General features: G+C 34.2%; 18 protein-coding genes. 17 read left to right on the top strand and 1 reads right to left on the bottom strand.

Annotated elements, in window-relative coordinates; genetic code table 11:
• Positions 1 to 252 precede the first annotated feature (252 nt).
• The 8 genes from HOG71_02000 to HOG71_01965 all read left to right on the top strand — a co-directional run bounded on the left by HOG71_02000 (position 253) and on the right by HOG71_01965 (position 10,471).
• A complete protein-coding gene (locus HOG71_02000; protein ID MBT5989600.1) occupies positions 253 to 1,956 on the top strand; it encodes a hypothetical protein in 1,704 nt (567 codons plus the stop codon).
• A gap of 100 nt (positions 1,957 to 2,056) precedes the next feature.
• A complete protein-coding gene (locus HOG71_01995; protein ID MBT5989599.1) occupies positions 2,057 to 2,926 on the top strand; it encodes a 4Fe-4S dicluster domain-containing protein in 870 nt (289 codons plus the stop codon).
• Position 2,927: 1 nt separating this feature from the next.
• A complete protein-coding gene (gene nrfD, locus HOG71_01990; GenBank protein MBT5989598.1) occupies positions 2,928 to 4,193 on the top strand; it encodes a polysulfide reductase NrfD in 1,266 nt (421 codons plus the stop codon).
• The gene (locus HOG71_01985) at positions 4,172 to 4,882 is read left to right on the top strand and encodes a glycine cleavage system protein H (protein ID MBT5989597.1); all 711 of its coding nucleotides are present in this window, start codon (positions 4,172 to 4,174) and stop codon (positions 4,880 to 4,882) included. Before nrfD (HOG71_01990) ends, HOG71_01985 begins: the two co-directional genes overlap by 22 nt.
• A 212-nt stretch (positions 4,883 to 5,094) precedes the next feature.
• A complete protein-coding gene (locus HOG71_01980) occupies positions 5,095 to 6,726 on the top strand; it encodes a HAMP domain-containing protein (protein ID MBT5989596.1) in 1,632 nt (543 codons plus the stop codon).
• 284 nt (positions 6,727 to 7,010) lie between these two features.
• On the top strand, positions 7,011 to 8,495 hold the full coding sequence (locus HOG71_01975) for a HAMP domain-containing protein (GenBank protein ID MBT5989595.1): 1,485 nt from the start codon (positions 7,011 to 7,013) through the stop codon (positions 8,493 to 8,495).
• Positions 8,496 to 8,504: 9 nt separating this feature from the next.
• Entirely contained in the window at positions 8,505 to 9,848 is a 1,344-nt protein-coding gene (locus HOG71_01970) for a sigma-54-dependent Fis family transcriptional regulator (GenBank protein ID MBT5989594.1), read from the top strand.
• 95 nt (positions 9,849 to 9,943) lie between these two features.
• On the top strand, positions 9,944 to 10,471 hold the full coding sequence (locus HOG71_01965) for an archaemetzincin family Zn-dependent metalloprotease (GenBank protein ID MBT5989593.1): 528 nt from the start codon (positions 9,944 to 9,946) through the stop codon (positions 10,469 to 10,471).
• Between the two features lie 2 nt (positions 10,472 to 10,473).
• On the opposite strand, the gene HOG71_01960 is transcribed toward HOG71_01965, so the two are convergent.
• The gene (locus HOG71_01960; protein MBT5989592.1) at positions 10,474 to 11,187 is read right to left on the bottom strand and encodes a Crp/Fnr family transcriptional regulator; all 714 of its coding nucleotides are present in this window, start codon (positions 11,185 to 11,187) and stop codon (positions 10,474 to 10,476) included.
• A 114-nt stretch (positions 11,188 to 11,301) separates the two neighbouring features.
• On the opposite strand from HOG71_01960, the gene HOG71_01955 reads away from it, so the two are divergent.
• The 9 genes from HOG71_01955 (at position 11,302) to HOG71_01915 (ending at position 19,685) form a co-directional block, all read left to right on the top strand.
• A complete protein-coding gene (locus HOG71_01955) occupies positions 11,302 to 11,886 on the top strand; it encodes a molybdenum cofactor guanylyltransferase (GenBank protein MBT5989591.1) in 585 nt (194 codons plus the stop codon).
• Positions 11,887 to 12,076: 190 nt separating this feature from the next.
• Positions 12,077 to 14,317, top strand: coding sequence for a molybdopterin-dependent oxidoreductase (locus tag HOG71_01950; protein MBT5989590.1), 2,241 nt, complete (start codon positions 12,077 to 12,079; stop codon positions 14,315 to 14,317).
• Positions 14,311 to 14,847, top strand: a complete 537-nt coding sequence (locus tag HOG71_01945) for a 4Fe-4S dicluster domain-containing protein (protein MBT5989589.1) — start codon at positions 14,311 to 14,313, stop codon at positions 14,845 to 14,847. Before HOG71_01950 ends, HOG71_01945 begins: the two co-directional genes overlap by 7 nt.
• Positions 14,848 to 14,947: 100 nt before the next feature.
• Positions 14,948 to 15,940: a polysulfide reductase NrfD gene (gene nrfD, locus HOG71_01940; protein ID MBT5989588.1), complete on the top strand. Its 993-nt coding sequence runs from the start codon at positions 14,948 to 14,950 to the stop codon at positions 15,938 to 15,940.
• A 24-nt stretch (positions 15,941 to 15,964) separates the two neighbouring features.
• On the top strand, positions 15,965 to 16,486 hold the full coding sequence (locus HOG71_01935; protein ID MBT5989587.1) for a YeeE/YedE family protein: 522 nt from the start codon (positions 15,965 to 15,967) through the stop codon (positions 16,484 to 16,486).
• A 33-nt stretch (positions 16,487 to 16,519) separates the two neighbouring features.
• Positions 16,520 to 17,110, top strand: a complete 591-nt coding sequence (locus tag HOG71_01930) for a YeeE/YedE family protein (protein ID MBT5989586.1) — start codon at positions 16,520 to 16,522, stop codon at positions 17,108 to 17,110.
• A gap of 10 nt (positions 17,111 to 17,120) precedes the next feature.
• Entirely contained in the window at positions 17,121 to 17,744 is a 624-nt protein-coding gene (locus HOG71_01925; protein ID MBT5989585.1) for a rhodanese-like domain-containing protein, read from the top strand.
• 276 nt (positions 17,745 to 18,020) lie between these two features.
• Positions 18,021 to 18,650 (top strand): rhodanese-like domain-containing protein, encoded by a 630-nt coding sequence (locus HOG71_01920; protein MBT5989584.1) that lies wholly within the window; start codon positions 18,021 to 18,023, stop codon positions 18,648 to 18,650.
• A gap of 18 nt (positions 18,651 to 18,668) precedes the next feature.
• Positions 18,669 to 19,685, top strand: coding sequence for a rhodanese-like domain-containing protein (locus HOG71_01915; protein MBT5989583.1), 1,017 nt, complete (start codon positions 18,669 to 18,671; stop codon positions 19,683 to 19,685).
• The last annotated feature ends 189 nt before the right edge of the window (positions 19,686 to 19,874 follow it).

Raw genomic sequence — 19,874 nt, 5'->3', positions numbered from 1 at the left:
TTGAAAAAATATACAAAACTATTGTATAGTATGGCGGGTAAGGCTTTCGGGCTAATAAATTACTTAACTGTAAATATATTCATCAATTCTTTTTGTAAATAAATTAAACAAGTGTATTCGTAATGCATAGTAAATCAATGCTTTGAGTTCGTATTTTGTCAATGGCATTGTAGTTGAAATCCAATTTCTAAGAATAGAAAAACAATGGAATAATGCACCTGATTTTATTAACAACATATTAATCTAGAAATAATGAAAAATATAGTCTTTTTATTTATTGGTTTTTTTCTGCTAATCAGTAATCATGTCAGCAGCACAAATGACCTCAAGAATATCTCTGAAATGAAAGGTACAATAGATATTTATTGTACAGCAGATTTATATGCACTTGCATGCCAGTTAACCGATGAATTTTGTATACAGAATCCGGGGATTAAATTTAATGTTATCAAAGAAACTGAAACAACAAAAGATAGAATTTTCAGTGACCGAAACAGCATTATCCTAAGCTCTGATTATAATTATTTTGATCCAAAAGATAAGGATGCTTGGAAAACAATTATTGGTCGACATGTAATTGTACCAATCATCAATGCAGATAACCCATTCATTGAATTATTGAATGAACAAGGCCTTTCTGCTGAAGATATGAAAGCTCTTGTCAATAATCCTGTTGAAAGTACATGGGGATCAATACTTGGTAACGGACACGATGCTCCAATCAATTGCTATATTCTTAAAGATGAATCTATTATTTCAACGGTATTAAGCTTTATGAATACAAGTAAATCATCGTTTAATGCTCAGAAAATTGGTAATAGTAAAAAATTGATTCGCACGGTTCAACATGATCCTTACGCAATTGGTTTTTGTAATTTGACTGATATAATAGATGTAAATAGCCAAAACATTGTCGATCATATCAAACTATTACCCATTGACAAGAATGGAAATGGTCTGCTTGACTACATGGAAGAAATTTACACCGACCTTAATGTCTTCACTCGTGGAGTATGGATTGGTAAATATCCAAAATCATTATTCAACAACCTGTATTCAATATCTCCAGTTAAACCAAAGAATGAGATTGAACTTGCTTTTTTGAAGTGGGTTTTAGTTGATGGCCAAAAGTATTTTTTACCCGCAGGATATACAGATCTCGTTATAAACGAACGAAGTTCTTATGTAGATAAATTGGCGGAGACTAAAATTAATTTAAGTCCAATAACTGAAAAAGCATCAAATTCTACATTAAAGATAATCGTAATTATGGTATTGAATTTAGCTGTGATCCTAATCGTATTGGCTGGATTCAATTTTCTTAGAAATAGAAGTGACGTAGTATCTGTTTCAAAATCCAAATTAGCAGCTGTTTTTACAAAAGAAACAGTATTGGTTCCAGAGGGAATTTTATATGATAGAACGCATACATGGGCCCATAGGGAAAAAGAAGGCTTGGTACAAATGGGCATTGATGATTTTCTGCAACGAATAACGGGGCCAATAACTCGATTAAAACTGAAGAATACAGGAGATAAGGTTAAAAAGGGTGACCAAATTCTTTCACTCATCCAAAACGGCAAGCAGATAAATATTTACGCACCTATTTCTGGAATTATTAAAGAATATAATAAGGAGCTTATCACAAATTCAGCTTTAATAAATTCAAGTCCTTATACAGATGGGTGGGTTTATTTAATTGAGCCAACAAATTGGGAAAGAGAAAATAAGTTTTTTATCATGACAGAAAAATATAATGCATGGTTGAGTAAAGAGTTTTCCAGACTTCGAGATTTTCTTGGTGAAACATTGAATCCAAAATCGAAAGACTACGCACATATCGTACTTCAGGATGGAGGTGAGTTAACCGAAGGAATTCTGGAGAATCTTGGTCCTGAAGTTTGGGAAGATTTTCAAACTTCATTTATCGATACTGCACAAACAAGAACCGTGTAATTTCCTGACAAACCTTTATGTCAGGTATACAAATAGCCCGAGCAAACCATTTAATATTATGTAAAGAATTGAATTTATTAACAATACAAAAATCAAAATAATGGGTATTAATCGAAGAAATTTTTTAAGAACATTGGGAGTTACCGGTGCCACACTTGCATGTGGTAAAGGCTTAACTGCTGAAAAAGAGGACTCGAGTGATATAGAATTTTATGGGATTTTATATGATTCAACACGATGTATGGCTTGTCAGAATTGTGAATACGCCTGTTCTGATCAATATGAATTGCCCTATTCGAAGACTTTTCCAGAAGTAGGTCTTGTTCGAAAAACTGATGAAACAACACGCGTTGTTATTAATAGTTACGAAACTTCAGAAGGAGAACAGTACATCCGACATGCCTGCAATCATTGTAATAGTCCTGCGTGTGCTTCGGCCTGTTTGACAAAAGCCATGTATAAAACTCCTGAGGGCCCTGTAATATGGCAGGAAGATAAGTGTATGGGCTGTCGTTCTTGCATGATAGCTTGTCCTTTTGATGTTCCCAAATTTGAGTACAATAGTCCGAATCCAAAAATTCAGAAGTGCAGGATGTGCTACGAATTAGTAAAAGAAGGAGGAATACCTGCATGCGTAGATTCTTGTTTGTATGATGCTTTGAAATTCGGAAAAAGAAGGGATTTATTGGAAGAGGCTAACAAGCGGATATACACCAACCCTGATCGATATGTTCACAGCATTTATGGAGAACATGAAGTGGGAGGCACGGGTATTCTTTATCTTGCTTCAGCTCCATTCGAGGAGTTGGATCTTAAAACCAATCTAGGTTCAAAAGCATATCCAGAACACAATAAAACATTTCTATCCTCTGTGCCAGCCGTACTAATCTTATGGCCAGCTTTTTTGCTTGGGTTAAATAATTCCCTGGTAGAGAGAAAAAACAAAATAGCAAAAGATAAAATGAACTAACATGAAAAATGAAAAGAAAACAGGTGTTATAAAATTCATGTTACATGAATTGAAACCTAAAGGAAAAATAATAACTCCATTTAATGTTATTTCAGCAATAACAATAATTGCAGCAGCTGTAATTCTTTATATAAGATTTACAAAAGGTTTGGGTGCTGTAATACATGCTTCTCAAGATGCACCTTGGGGCTTATGGATTAATTTTAACGTAATTACGGGAGTAGCCTTTGCTGGAGGAGCTTTTGTTGTTACATTTCTGGTCTATATTCTAGGAATGGAAAAGTATCGCCCAATAGTAAGAGCAACTGTACTTTATGCTTTATTGGCATATGTTTTTTATGCAGGTGCATTATTGTTGGATCTCGGACGCCCCTGGAAAGTTATCAATCCTATAATTGGGAATTCATTTGGATTGAGTGCTGTACTGTTTTTAGTAGCATGGCATTTTATCCTATATATGGGCTCCTTGTTTATTGAATTTTATCCAACTGTCACCGAATGGCTAGGTCTGAAAAAACAAAGAAAAATTGCCGTTTCATTAACTTTAGCTGTTGTGATTTTTGGAATTACACTTTCTACTCTACACCAATCTGGACTAGGTGCTTTATTCCTAATGGCAAAGGCAAAGATTCATCCTTTATGGTATTCCCAGTTCATACCGATATTGTTTTTCATCTCAAGTATTTTTGCCGGATTATCATTGGTCATTATTCTGGAGAGCATAAATCAAAAAGTATTCAAAAATCTGATGTCGTTTGTATTTAAAAGTTCTCATAAGAGCATGTTAACTGGATTAGCAAAAACCTGCTCAATAAGCATGTTCGTTTATTTAGCTATGACATTGTTGGTTTTATTGCATGAGAAAAACGGAATGTATTTAAATACAAGTTGGGGGTATTGGTATTTGCTTGAAATCATTGGATTTGTTGCCTTACCGGCTACTTTATTTATGATTGGTTATAAGCGATTAAATATATTTCTTATTAGAACTGCAGCTATCATGACAGCTCTTGGTATAATTTTAAACAGGCTCAATATTTCCACTTTTTCATACCACTGGTACGAAAACACAATTCACTTTCCTACCTGGATGGAAGTAGTCGTCAGTGCAGCAGTTATTATGGTACAAATATTAGTATTTAGATGGATCGTAAGAAGAATGCCTGTTTATACAGATTCTCCTAGCTGGATAGCAAAGGAAACACATATTGAAACTTTAGAAAAAGGAAACTTAAAAGCAAAAAAATGGAAGGTTTTAGCAAAATAGATATATTTGATACCAAGGGAATCGAATATATATTTGTGATTGGATATTTATTAATTCTCATTGTTTTCTGGAAATTCTCCTCTAAACAAGTAACAAAAAAGATTCAAAAAGTGATTGGAAACCTCTCGGATAAAATTCTTAATATTCCTCAGGGATTATTCTATAATCAAACCCATACATGGTCTTTTCTCGAAAAATCGGGAAATGCAAAAGTTGGCTTGGATGATTTTCTACAACATATTACAGGCAAAATTGAATTTTCGATGCTTAAAAATGTTGGAGAGAAAATAAAAAAGGGGGAATTATTGACGATAATTGAACAAAATGGGAAGCAACTCCGTATTTTTTCACCAATATCAGGTGAGGTAATTAATACGAATTATATGCTTGCTGAAAATCCAGAATTACTTAATGATGATCCGTATGATGCAGGTTGGATTTATCAGATTAAGCCTAAAAATTGGATTGCAGAAACCAGTGGGTATTTTTTGGCTGAAGAAGCAACAAAATGGTCAAGAAAAGAGTTGGATAGGTTTAAGGCATTTGTTATGGGTAGCCCCATGAATAAATATGCTGCAGAACCAGTCTTAATGGTGCTGCAAGATGGAGGTGAGCTTCGTGATAACATCCTGACCGAGCTTCCAAAAGAGGTATGGGATGATTTTCAAGCAGAATTTCTAAATGTTTAACAATTATTTGGATTTTTGTTTCTAATAAGCTGAAACGATAAACAATTCTTTAATGTGTGATAATTGAGGCACATTATACCTTGAAGCCTGTTTTATTTCTACATTAATAAAATGATTAACTTTGTTAAAATGGGGCTTTGGGATAAAGACCCATTTTATACGTATTAGCTCTTGGTTTGGTTTTAGTATAAATCGAATAATGCTTACTGGAATTGATTAGTTTCTTTAGAAAAATATTAAAATTCCGATTAACAATTTATGGGCAGGTAGTTATTACCATAACAATTTTGTCTGTATTTGTCTTCATCTCTTTTGGTATTATTTTCCGATCTGTTAATGAAAAATATTTAGATACCGTAATCAAGCAAAATGGAAATAATATTGGGTCCATTGTAGAAGGAGCTTTGTATCATTCTATGCTTGAAAATGACAGAAGCTCATTGCAAAATACCTTGGATCTAATTAATACATTACCAGGTATTGAAGATGTTAATATTTATGATCATCATTATAATCTGGTTCACTCAACATTTGAATCAGACTCCATCGGTCATAACAACCCTAATTGCAAAGATTGTCATTCCAACATCAAAGACATGTTTCCACAGAAAGAGAAGTCGTTCAGGATATTAAGTTTTGATAGCGAATGTGATATGAGTCAAAAAAATTATGATTATAGACTCCTGCTCATACACTCACCCATATTAAATGAAAAATCATGCTATACCAGTTCATGTCATGCGCATAGTAGAAGTGATGAGGTATTGGGATCGTTCGTCATTCGAATTCCCTTAAATGATTTGGACACAGCAGTTGAGAAGTCTTCATCGGAATTTTTTATTTTGGCTGCTTTTGCTGTTATCCTACTACTATTTTCAATAATTTATATTTCAAGAAGAAAGATAATCATTCCTTTAAATTCGATAGTGCAAGCAAGTAGGGCTGTTTCTAAAGGTGATAAAAGCACCAGACTGGAGATAAAACCCAATACGCTCTATGATTTGAGAATGGTATCAAATGCTTTTAACGAAATGCTTGACAATCTTCAAGCAGCAACCAATGAATTGAAAAACTGGTCACAACAGCTTGAATATAAAGTTCAGCAAAAAACAGAAGAACTTTCAGAAATGCAGCATGAACTTGTTCATGTAGAAAGGATTGCATCATTAGGTAAATTATCATCCTCAGTTGCTCATGAGATTAATAACCCCTTGGCTGGAGTTTTAACCTATACCAAGTTAGTGCAGAAGCAATTAGCTAAACCGGATTTAGATGAAATCACAAAACTATCTATGTCAAAATATTTGAAAGTGATTGAAACTGAAACGAAGCGATGTGGCGAAATAGTAAAGGGCTTACTGGAATTTTCAAGAAAAGATGATTCAGATTTTGAAACCAAACATTTACACAAAATATTAGATGAGTCCTACGCATTAATGTCTCATCAGATGAAAATTGGTAATATTAGTTTTTTAACAGATTTCTCGGCTAAAAATGATTTAATCCACTGCAATAGAAACCAAATAAAGCAGGCATGTCTTGCCTTGTTGTTAAATGCGTCAGAAGCAGTACTCGAAAGTGCTGAAATTCTAATGAAAACAACAAATCCTGATGAAGATAGTATAAAAATAGAAATCAAAGATAATGGAGTAGGCATATCGGCTGAAGATTTAAAGCATGTTTTCGAGCCATTTTTCTCAGCTAAACAAAAAACAAATGGCATAGGATTGGGTCTGGCTATTGTTCATGGCATTGTTAAAAGTCATAATGCTACAATAGGTATTAATTCAGATTTTGGTAAAGGAACAACGATTTCAATAACAATACCCATTAAAAAAGACTAAATGATTTATACAGTAGGCTTCAAATAGATCCAGATTTTAATCAATGAGATATCCATGATATTTCATAACTGAAATTTATTTAACAAAACAATTGATTTAGGAAATTGGCAATGGCTTTGTTTAAATTCTCAATTAATAAAAGGAACATAATAAGTTCGTTTTTCAAAAAATATTTCAACTTTTATTCATCCATATATGGTCAGTCGGTAATTATACTGGCGATATTGGCTGTTTTTTTACTTTTATCCTTTGGTATCATTTTTAGAACTGTGAACAAGGAATACATGGAGAATATCATTCAGCAAAGTGGAAATAATGTGTGCATGTTTGTTGAAGGAGCTTTATATGAGTATATGCTGGAAAATGATAAAACAGCATTAACTAATATGCTCAATATAATTAATGAGATGCCTGGAATACAGGATGTGAATATGTATGATAATCAGGAAAAGCTTGTTTATTCCTCATTTTCTGAAGATGAATCAGGCCACAACGATCCAAATTGCATAAAATGTCACGAAGATATTACGACCATGTTTACACGTGATGAGAAGTCTTTCAGAATTATTAATGTCGAGAGCGAATGCAGTATGAGTCAATTGGATCATAACAGCAGACTCCTTCTGATAAAATCACCTATTTTAAATCAGAAATCTTGTTACACTGCATCTTGTCATGCACATAATAATAATGAAGATGTTTTGGGTTCATTTGTCATTAGGATTCCTTTAGAAGAATTGGATGCTAATTTGAATAGATCCTATATTTTGGCAATAATTACAACTTTTTTCTTGCTAACATTGCTGCTTTTTTTTACAAGAAAAAATATCAAAAATCCGTTAAATGCTATTATAAAAGCAAGTGAAGCCGTTTCCAAGGGCGATAAAAGCACACGCCTGGAAATTAAGTCACATCAATTAAATGATATGAGGATGGTTTCAAAAGCATTTAATGAAATGCTTGACAATCTTCAATCTGCTTCCATTGAGCTGCAGAACTGGTCGCAACAATTAGAGTATAAAGTTCAAAAAAAATCAGAAGAATTATCTGAAATTCAGAATGAATTAATTCATGTGGAACGAATTGCATCTCTAGGCAAATTATCCTCTTCAGTTGCTCACGAAATTAATAATCCTTTGTCGGGTGTACTCACATACACCAAATTGATCTACAAACAATTAAACAAGCTGGATCTTGATGAAACTATTAAATTGCCCATATTAAAATATTTAAAGGTCATTGAAAACGAAACAAAACGCTGTGGAGACATTGTCAAAGGTTTGCTTGAATTCTCAAAAAAAGATCAGCAGGAATATGCTAACAAGCATTTACATGAAATTGTTGCCGATGCTTTCAATTTAATGTCACACCAAATGAAAATATGCGGTATTAGCATGCATACTGATTTTACAGCCAAATTTGATACAATACATTGTAGTGAGAATCAGATAAAACAAGCTTGTGTGGCTATTCTTTTAAATGCCTTAGAAGCTGTTACTGAAAATGGTGAAATTATCATGAAAACATCAAACCTTGATAACGAGAAAATAGTTCTTGAAATCACAGATAATGGTGTTGGTATTGCAGCTGATGATATTCCTCATGTTTTTGAACCATTTTTCTCTGCCAAGCAGAAAACCAGCGGCATTGGACTAGGACTGGCAATTGTACATGGTATTATTAAAAGCCACAATGGTAATTTAGAAGTGGAGTCTGAATTAGGGACGGGAACCACAATATCGATAATATTACCCCTAATAAAAAGTTAAACTAAATATATGGTAGCAAACATTTCAATTTTAATCGTAGACGATGAGGAATCGGTAAGAGATTCATTATTTAACTGGTTCATTGAAGACGGCTATCAGGTGGACCGTGCTGAGAATGCAAAGCAAGCATTATCTATTCTTGAATCGAAGGATTTTGACATTATTCTGGCAGATATTAAAATGCCTGGAATGGATGGTTTGGAAATGCATAGACGTATTAAAGCTTTTAATAAAAACTCCATCGTAATTATTATGACAGCTTTTGCATCTGTTTCAACAGCTGTACAGGCATTGAAAGATGGAGCTTATGATTACATTACAAAACCTTTTGATCCGGATGATCTCTCCCATTTGATCCGGAATGCGGCTAATCAAATTGCCTTGGTTTCAGAAAATGAATCCTTGAAAAGAAAGGTTGTTGCACTGGAAAACGTTGAAGATCTTATTGGTCGAAGCAAACCTATGATTAAGGTGTTAAAAGAAGTTGAACGCGTTGCACAGTCAAATTCTCCAGTCATAATTACCGGAGAAAGTGGTACAGGAAAAGAGCTTATTGCCAGAGCAGTTCATTCCAATTCTCAGCGAAAGTTTTTTCCTTTGGTCAGTGTTCATTGTGGCGCACTTACAGAAAGTTTGTTGGAAAGTGAATTGTTCGGACATGAAAAAGGAGCATTTACTGGTGCTATGTTTAATAGAAAGGGGCGTTTTGAGATGGCAGATGGAGGAACTATTTTTCTGGATGAAATAGCAACTATTTCTACTAAAATGCAAATTGAATTATTGCGGGTGTTAGAAACTAAGAAACTTGTACGAGTTGGCGGAAATAAAGAGATAGAATCTGACTTTAGAGTTATTTGTGCTACAAATAAGGATTTGAAGAAAATGGTTAATAATGGAACTTTTAGAGAGGATCTGTTTTATCGTTTGAATGTTGTTAATATCCATATTCCTCCATTGCGCGATAGAATTGAAGATATTCCTTTACTGGTAGATTATTTTATAACAAAATATTGTACATCAATGAGTAGGGGTATAATATCTATTGATAAAGCTGTGCTTCACCGACTTGAAACTTATCCTTTTCCTGGCAATGTTCGCGAACTTGAAAATATGATTGAGCGAGCAATAGTGGTTGGTAATGGTAAGGAAATTCGTAAAAAAGATTTGCCTTTCGAAGAAGATAGCATTACTAATCACACGGAAAGTTTAGAGGATCTTGAGAAAAAATACATTTTACAAATTCTATCAAAATATGATTGGAATATTTCACGTTCTGCAAAAGTATTAAAAGTTGATAGAGTGACGCTTTATAACAAGATCAAGAAATATGATTTAAAGCGCAAAAAAAAATAAGTGAATCAAACAAATAGGCTGAATTAAGCTAGTTGATATGGTATTATTTTCATATTAATGGCTTTTAACAGAGCAGCTAATTAAGTTCGAAATAATTGAATAAACATAGCATTTTATTGATTACATATGGACATTTCGAGAAGAATTTTCTTGAACAGGTCGCTGTTGATGTATCAAATGAGTTTCAATGTAGGATTGATATCGAGGAAAGTCATATTGAATTGAGTGAATTTTATGATTCGACAAGACGGCAGTATGATGGGAACAAGTTATTGGAAGAAATTGATAGTATGTTTTTATCACCTGATATCAAAAAAATAGGCATATTTCGGGTCGATTTATTTATTCCGATACTCACTTTTATTTTTGGTCAGGCCATACTAAATGGTAATTCAGGAATAGCCTCACTCTATAGGCTTCGAAATGAACATTATGGCATGCCACAAGATGAAGAGTTACTGATAAGTCGACTAAAAAAAATAATTATTCATGAGTTAGGTCATACATTTGGATTATTACATTGCCATAATCCAACCTGTGTGATGCTATCGAGTACGTATGTTGAAGATATAGATCAAAAAACACAAAAGCTCTGCACAAAATGCAAAAAGTTAGTTGATTGATATCAACCGTATTCGCTTATTCGTGCTATATCTTTAAGTTTTAGAATTTTGATTTTTCGGCCTTGTGTCATAAGTAATCCCTCATCAGCAAATGCTGATAGTGTTCGGCTAGCATTTGAAGTTGTCATATTTGAAAGATCGGCCAAATCATTTCTGCCAATCGAAACATCCATATATCCATCTACCAGATTGTCACCATAGGTGTCGTGCAAAATGATTAATGCTTCAGCTAGTCTACCTCTAACATGTTTTTGGGTTAGATTAACAATACGGGTTTTGGCATCACCCAATTCATAAGCTAATCGTCTGATTATTTTAAGGGCTAATTCATTGTCCTTATGAACAACCTCAAAAACCTTCTCCTTATCAATATGGCAAACTCTTGAATCTTCAATTGCAACTGCTGAGGACATGTAATTACCTTCAGCAAACATGGCCCTAAAACCAATGAGCTGAATAGGGCGTGCAAAACGAATAATTTGCTCTTTCCCTCCAATTCCCTCTTTAAAAATTTTAACCTTTCCTTGATTCAAGCAAATTAGCCCAGTTGGTTTCATGCCTTCCTTGAAAATAGTTTCACCTTTCTTGAACTCACAATGAACTTTAGCTGTATTAATAAAGTCTTTGTGCTGAGTTGAAATGTGGGTGAATAGTGAACTATCTTTATTTAGGCATTCATGGCAACTTACATTGTCATTACACGAAAATTTACTCATCTAATTATTAATAATTGTTCACAAAAATAAGAATTCTTGTTGTATAACAATAAAACATCCTCAACTAAAGTTGAATTATATTTTAATGTAATTTTGGAGAAGAAACATTAGTTCATGGGTAAAGTAAATGGGATCATATTATGTGGCGGTAAGAGTAGTCGAATGGGGAAGGATAAGGGGCTTTTGAAGTTTGATGGAAAATCATTAATGGAAAATGCTATTAGTATTCTTAAGCCATATGCTGACCAAATAATTATTTGTTCCAATAATACTAATTACAAGCAATTTAACTATCCAGTCATTCCCGACATAATTAAAGATATAGGACCAGCTGCTGGTATTTTGACTGGATTAAATTATTCGAATACAGACTACAATATTGTGATAAGTTGTGATACACCCTTTGTTGATGCAGCTTTAATTGACCATTTGCTTTTATCGCATAAAAGTAACTTTGATGCTACTATTCCTGTTCATGGCCAACATGTAGAGCCACTCGTTGGTATTTATTCAAAAAATTTCATAAAAACACTGAATAAGTACATCAAACAGAATATATTGAAAATGAATAGAATCTTGAAAGATTCTATCAACATACAGTTTGTCGACATGAAAGACGAATTATTACGTAATAAAAACTTGTTCTTCAACATAAATACACCTTCAGATTTTGATTGTTTCAGGATGATAAAGAACTGAATATGCAGTTTAAAGAGTTTAAAGTGCTTAATTCTCGAAATAAAACACATATATGAATTTGATTCATAATATATAACTATATTTATGTTGTTGAATAACAAGTAAATTATTGATTTTACTATCTCAGACATATATATAATTGCGGATGTTTATATATGTAAATAAAGTACGAATTAGTTAATATTAGTATATGAAAACTAACAGAAGAGATTTTATTAAAATATCTTCAGCCGGAGTTGCAGTTGCAGCAATAACACCACCTTTGGTAAAGTGGGCGTCTGCAAGCGCAAAAAGCAATAGTGAAATTTCAGAAGATGGGTTAAGAAGAACACCCACTTATTGTGAAGTTTGTTTCTGGAAATGTGCCGGTTGGGTTTATACAGATGAAAATAACAACATTAAAAAGATAATCGGACATGAAGACGATCCTCATTGCAATGGGCGCTTATGCCCAAGAGGAACTGGTGGAGTTGGCATGTATTCAGATGAAGACAGGTTGAAAAAACCAATGATCAGAACCAATGTTCGTGGTAAACAAGAGTTTAAAGAAGTTAGCTGGGATGAAGCGCTTGATTATGTTGCTGAAAAAATGCAGAAAATTAAGCGTAAATACGGACCTGAGTGTGTTGCTTTATTTAATCATGGTACAGGAGGAAAACAATTCTCCCACATGCTTAATGCCTATGGTTCAGCGAATGTATCTGCCCCTTCATATGGCCAGTGTCGTGGTCCTCGCGAAGTAGGTTTTGTAGGAACTTTTGGTGAATCAATTGGTTCACCAGAACCCTGTGATATTCGTGATACCAAATGTTTGGTATTAATTGGCTCTCATTTGGGTGAAAATATGCATAACGGACCAGTTCAGGAGATGGCGGAAGCAATTGATCGTGGAGCTTCAATCATTACAGTTGATCCAAGATTTTCAACAGCTGCTAGTAAATCAAAATTCTGGCTCCCTATTAAACCTGCTACCGACAATGCTTTGTTATTGGCTTGGATTCATGTGCTTATCTATGAAGGTTGGTTTGACAAAGAATTTGTTGAGAAATACACCTACGGATTTGAAGATCTGAAGAAACATGTTAAGAATATGACGCCAGAGTGGGCTTATGGTATTACCACCATCAAACCTGATGTTATTCGCAAAACTGCAAAGGAAATGTTTAATGCGTCACCTTCAGTTATTATACATCCTGGCCGTCATGCAACCTGGTATGGTGATGATACACAGCGATCAAGACTAATGGCTATGCTGAATGCATTATTAGGAAGTTGGGGACAAAGAGGTGGCTTTTATAAACCTGAAAAAGTCAAGGTTCCATCTTTCCCTCATCCAGACTACCCAAAACCAACAAAGAGCTGGAGAGACGCCTTTCCAGATAAATATAAACTGGCTGGCTTAGCACTCTCGAATGCAATGTGTGAAGCAACTATTCCTACAGTTGAAAGAGAATGCTCCTTCCGCGCTTGGATAGTGTATGGCACAAACCTTATTAAAACGCTACCAGATAGAAAAACTACACTTAAGGCTATTCAAAGCCTTGACTTGATTGTAGTTATAGATACGATGCCTGCTGAGATTACAGGCTATGCTGATGTCATCTTCCCAGAATGTACCTATTTAGAAAGATACGATTTTGTTAGAGCTTCTCAACACAGAGACCCATATTTAGCTCTGAGAATGCCTGCTGTCCCGCCTAAATATGATTCCAAACCTGGTTGGTGGATTGCAAAAGAGCTAGGGCTGAAACTCGGTTTAGAGGAGTATTTCAAATATGAGTCTATAGAGGAAGTATTGGATTGGCAATTAAAAGAAGCTGGTAGTTCCTTGGAAGAAATGAAGAAGTTGGGTGTGAAAAAATATGATCGTAAATACGATGATTTATTTTTCACAGAAGGTTTGCCAGAAATGATATTTAATACGCCAACTGGGAAAATTGAACTTTACTCAAACCAGTTTGCTGCTGCAGGTTACGATCCACTGCCCAATTACACCAAACATATGGAACCGCCTCAGGGTTTCTATCGTTTAATCTATGGACGTGCACCTATGCATACATTTGGTAGAACAGCAAATAATGAAAACTTAACAGACTTAATGGATGAAAACAGCTGTTGGATTAATCCAAGAGTTGCCAATGAATGGGGCTTGAAAAACGATCAATACATTTGGTTGAAAAACCAGGATGATGTGGTGTCGACTTTCCCAATAAAAGTTCGGGTAACTGAACGGATTCGTTGGGACTCTATTTATATGGTTCATGGATTTGGTCATAACAATAAAAAAATGACAAGAGCACATGGAAAAGGTGCTTCAGACTCTGAATTAATTACACGTGTTATTGTTGATCCAATTATGGGAGGTACAGGTATGAGAGGCAACTTTGTAACATTCTTGGTTAACGATCCTAAGAAGGAGGTAGTATCATGAGATATGCAATGGCAATTGACACCAAAAAGTGTGTCGGATGTAGTGACTGTGTGGTAGCATGCCAAACAGAAAATGAAGTTCCAATAGGATATTGTAGAGATTGGATTGTGGAAGTGACTGATGGAACATATCCTGAATTGGAATTGGAAATCAGATCAGAGCGGTGTAACCATTGCGATAACTCACCTTGCGTTCGTTGTTGCCCAACTGGTGCAAGTCATTATAGCGATGGTGGTAGCGTATTGGTTACACATAATAAATGTATAGGTTGTGGAGCATGCGTTTCTTCCTGCCCTTATGATGCACGTTATTCTCATCCAAAAGGTTATGTTGATAAGTGTACTTTCTGTAATCATCGAGTTAAGAAAGGACAGCAACCCGCTTGTGTTTCTGTTTGTCCGACAAGATGTATGTATTTTGGAGATTTGGAAGATCCAAATAGTGAAGTTTCAAAAATTATGAAACTCAGGAAATACAAAACATTGGCACCCGAAGCAGGTACTAAACCACAAGTGTTTTATTTAATCTAATTGTGCAAAATTGAATGATGAAGCGAGTTCGTGAACAAAAGTATGTTGATAATAAATCGATTCGCGTTTCATATGATCTTTTAAAAATAATTATAGACAGATGAAAGAAGAAATTATAGTAAGTGGACGGATGAATTTGAATATTGATCCAGTACTTCATATCTGGCATTGGCAAATACCCTTGTATCTATTTCTGGGTGGCTTAGCAGCTGGCATCATGTTTTTTGCTGCTCTTTACACAATTCAAGGTAAAGAAAAACAATACCAAACAGCTGTGAAATGGAGTATGTTTCTGGTACCAATATTTATTGTTCTTGGTTTACTTATGCTTTTACTGGATTTAAAACATAAGCTTTACTTCTGGCAGTTATACACAGTTATTCGATTACAATCACCTATGTCGTGGGGAGCCTGGACTTTAATGATTGTGACTCCAATTGCTTTATTGTGGTGCTTAATGTATATCCGCGATTTACTTGATTTGTGGAAAGGTAAATTCAAACTAACAAATGGACTAATCGAATTTGCTTACAAAAAATTAGACCGATATAAGTGGATAGATACGTTTATTGCATTTTTGTATAAGTACCGCAAGGTTATGGCTTGGCTCATGATTTTTTATGCAGTGATTTTAGGTATTTATACGGGTATATTATTGAGTGCATTTAATGCACGACCACTTTGGAATACATCTATCTTGGGTCCATTATTTATGGTTTCTGGTTTTTCAACTGCAGCTGCATTAATCATGTGGATGTCGAAAGACTACAATGAGAAAAAAGCTTTTGGGCGTATAGACTTAATATTGATAGCTACAGAGGTTTTCTTCATCATTCATATGTTTATGGGATTTTTAGCAAGTACAGAAGTGCAAATTGAAGCTGCACGTCTTTTTCTTGGTGGAGAATTTACAGCCGTTTTTTGGGTATTTGTTGTAGGAATTGGATTGGTTATTCCTGCATTATTGGAGTCCTTGAAATTGTATGGATTCAAAATACCCGTTTTCCTTCCAGCATTTATGATCTTATTGGGAGGTCTTATGTTCCGATTTATTATGGTGGAAGCTGGTCAGGTAACTCGTTACCTTTATTAATTTGAAAACAACAAACTATTAATTATGAAAGATAAAAGTAAAACTTACTTAAATCCTTATTTGGCGGGCTTCCTATTAGGTATGACCATGTTGCTCTCCATATTTTTCGCAGGAAGAGGATTGGGTGCTAGTGGTGCAATGAAAAGTGTTGTGGTTACGGCATATGATGCAATTAGCCATAATGCAGTTGCAAATAATCATTTATTTTCAAAATATGTGGTTAATAATGAGCATAGCCCTTTGCGTTCGTGGTTGGTTCTTGAAGTTTTAGGCGTTTTATTAGGAGCCATAATTTCAGGTGCTTTAATGGGCCGTTTTAAACTAAAAATTGAACATTCCCCAAAAATATCATCCAAGCGAAGAATAATATTTGCCATTATTGGTGGAGTACTATTTGGATTTGGAACTCAATTAGGGCGCGGATGTACCAGTGGAGCTGCCTTAAGTGGAATGTCTGTTTTAGCAACAGCCGGTTTCATTTCAATGCTTGCTATTTTTGGAGGAGCGTATATTTTCGCATATTTTTTCAGGAAAAACTGGATTTAATCAAATTTTGTTAAAAACTTTATATTTAATATAATGGGACCTTTAATACCAAATGGCATAATATCTCCTGAATGGAATTTAGTAATTGCATTCATTATTGGGATAAGCTTCGGATTTATTTTAGAACAAGCTGGATTTTCTTCGAGTAGAAAATTAGTAGGTGTGTTTTACGGTTACGACTTTGTTGTTCTCCGTGTCTTTTTTACTGCTGCTTTAACCGCTGCAATAGGACTAACTTTTTTCAATTACTTTGGATGGATAAACTTGTCAGCAATTTATATTAATCCAACTTTTGTTAGTTCAGCCATTATTGGTGGATCAATCATGGGTTTGGGATTCGTTGTGGGCGGATTTTGTCCAGGAACGAGTGTGTGCGCTGCAGCTATTGGAAAAATCGATGCGATGTTATTTATTGGCGGAATCATTTTAGGAATCTTCTTATTTGGAGTTTCTTTTCCGCTGTTTGAGAACTTGTATATGGCAAATGATTTAGGAAAAATATTTGTTTTCGATTCACTTGGAATGTCTCGGGCCGTATTTGTTCTCATATTGGCAGTAGTTGCCTTTGCTGCATTTATCATTACAGCAAGAATAGAAAAGAAGATTAAAAAAGTAGATTACTAGAAAATATACTATGATAACTAGAAGAGCTATAATAATGGTCATTGTTCTGCTTCTTGCAGTTTGGCTTGTATTTTTACCCGAAAAGGATAATAGTATCAAGCAAATTGACCCTGAACAAATTCATTATGAATTAAATCAGAAAACTCGTTTTTTTACAACTGATGAAGTGGCAGATTTGCTAATAAATGAAGATCCATCACTTGCATTAATTGATATTAGATCGGTAGAGGAGTTTAATAAATTCAATTTACCGGGTTCTGTCAATATTCCACTTGAAAATCTTTTAAGCGAAGAATACGAGTCTTATTTTAAGCAAAACTATACAAAGAATGTACTGTATGGTAACGGAACTGTTTTATCTGATCAGGCCTGGATGCTTTTAAGAAGAATTGGTTATGACAATTTGTTTGTAATGCAAGGAGGATTAAACGCTTGGGTAGAGACTATTTTACAGCCTACTCTACCTGAATTAGCAAAAGTTGATGTTGGTGAAATGGATAAGTATTTATTCAGAAAGGCTGCAAGCCAGTATTTTGGACAAGGTGAGCAAGCTTCTGTTGTGGAAGAAAAAGTGATTAAAAAAGTAATAATTCAAAAAAAGCGTGTTGTATCAGAAGTTGCTGGTGGATGTTGAAATTTTGATTTAGCATGGGAGCAATTATTTATGCTGACCAAAAAGACAGAACTGAGACTTTGATTTCTGGAAATAATAACAAGAATGCAGCTGCTTAAAAATAAAGTGAACTGCTTCATAATAAAGTTTAAATACATGAAACGAGCATGAGTATAGGACTAAACACACACCTGTGTACCGAAACACTTCGGTGTGCAGGCACAAGGAAATGACTATATGCGAGTTCCCCGCCTGCATCGGGCAGGCATATGACAACTAAAAAACAATTATAAACAGATGAAAAACAATAAAAAAATCGTTAATAATTTTCTGATCTTAATCATTTTATTTGTGCTGATTATTATTGTTGGATTTCTGACAATGAAAAAACCGGAATATAAATATGAATTGGATCTCGAAACAAGCTTACAAGAAGTTATAAATGATACAACTCTGCTAAGACCTGAAAAAGCAATTTCAATCATTAATAATAAACATAGTCAGTATCGATTCATTGATCTCAGAAACCCAGCCGAATTTACTAAAGGACATTTGGAATCAGCAATAAACATCCCTTTCAAAGATTTATTATCACAAGAGTATGAAAGTATATTAAATCAAGAAGAGTTTGTTAATGTTTTATATGCTGAAACAGAGTTAGAGGCAAAGGAAGCAAAACTCTTATTAAGGCAAATTGGTTACATCAATAATATAGTTATGTTGGGAGGTTATCAATTTGTAACAAACTTTATTATGGATGGGTATAAAACAAAATCTGGTTTATACCCAGATGATAAAACGGCCTATGATTATGCCAAAATTGTTAAGAATACGAAAGGTTATGCGAAAATTGATCAAGAAATAAAACCAAAAAAAGTACTTGTTAAAACCAGAAAGGTTGAAACACAAGTTGCTGGAGGTTGTTAATACTAAAATTACAAACAAATGAAAAGGATAAATAGTTTAATTCTGCTAAGTGTTATTTTTGGTTCACTTATATTGTTTTCTTGCGGAAATAGTAAGGAAGACAAGTCGGAAGTGGAAATCAAGGGTCTGGATATTCCTGAATTTGACATGTTAATGGATCATTTAGAGTATACAGGTGATTTTATTAATAGTACAAAAACACCAAGTTATATTAAAGCTGAAAGCTTGCACGCAATATTGAATACGAACATCAATATTATCGATTTAAGGAAAAAGGAAGATTTTGATAAAGGCCATATTCAGGGAGCGATTAATGTTCCATTGAACAAGCTCATAAAGCTTCTCGAGGAAGATATATATCCTGCGAAAGTCGAAAAAAACATCTTAGTATGTTATACAGGACAGGAGTCCGCTTATGCTGCTTCTGCATTGAGATTACTTGGTTATGCTAATTTTTGGAATCTTAAATACGGTATGAGTTCATGGAATAAAACATTTGCTATAGATAATTGGACTAAGGTATCTTCAAGTAAACATAGTGCAAAATTAGAAGTAACTGGAAATAATAAAGCGGAACCTAAAGCTTTTCCTGAGCTAAAAACCGGTGAACTTTGCTGTATCGATATGCTTGAAAATAGAGTACAGGCCATATTTAATGAGGGATTTGAGCAAGTATGTGTTACAGCTGATCAGGTTTTCTCAAGCCTAGATGATTATTATATTATTAATTACTGGCCTGAAGCACATTATAATATGGGTCATATCCCTGGCGCTATTCAATACCAAGCACGCGAATCACTCAAACGCAGTGTTGACCTGAAAACATTACCTATTGATAAACCCATTTTAGTTTATTGTTATACGGGACAAACTGCAGCCTATATTGTATCGTATTTACGCATTATTGGTTACGATGCATTTAGTTTGAAGAATGGAGCAAATGGTTTCATGGCTGATGTCATGGGAAAGAATAATTTACCGGGTTGGTATCCTTCAAAAATGAACAATTACAATTTTGTTAGTTCAGGAAACTAATTAAGGAACTCAGGTAAATAGTTGTTAAGTGAAATGTCTCGGATTGTTGTAAGAGTAGAAATAATACTTTTTTACAGTCATGAAGAAGAATCATAAGTTTCTATATACATATATGAATAAGTCGAGAAGAGGATGTTTTATTCCTCTTTTATTTTGTTTATTGAATTATGTAAAATACAGTTAATTAGT

The sequence above is a fragment of the Bacteroidota bacterium genome, from assembly GCA_018698135.1.
Lineage (GTDB): Bacteria > Bacteroidota > Bacteroidia > CAILMK01 > JAAYUY01 > JABINZ01.
The sequence above is the reverse complement of the archived record's forward strand: the minus strand, read 5'-3'. Positions and strand labels throughout refer to the sequence as shown.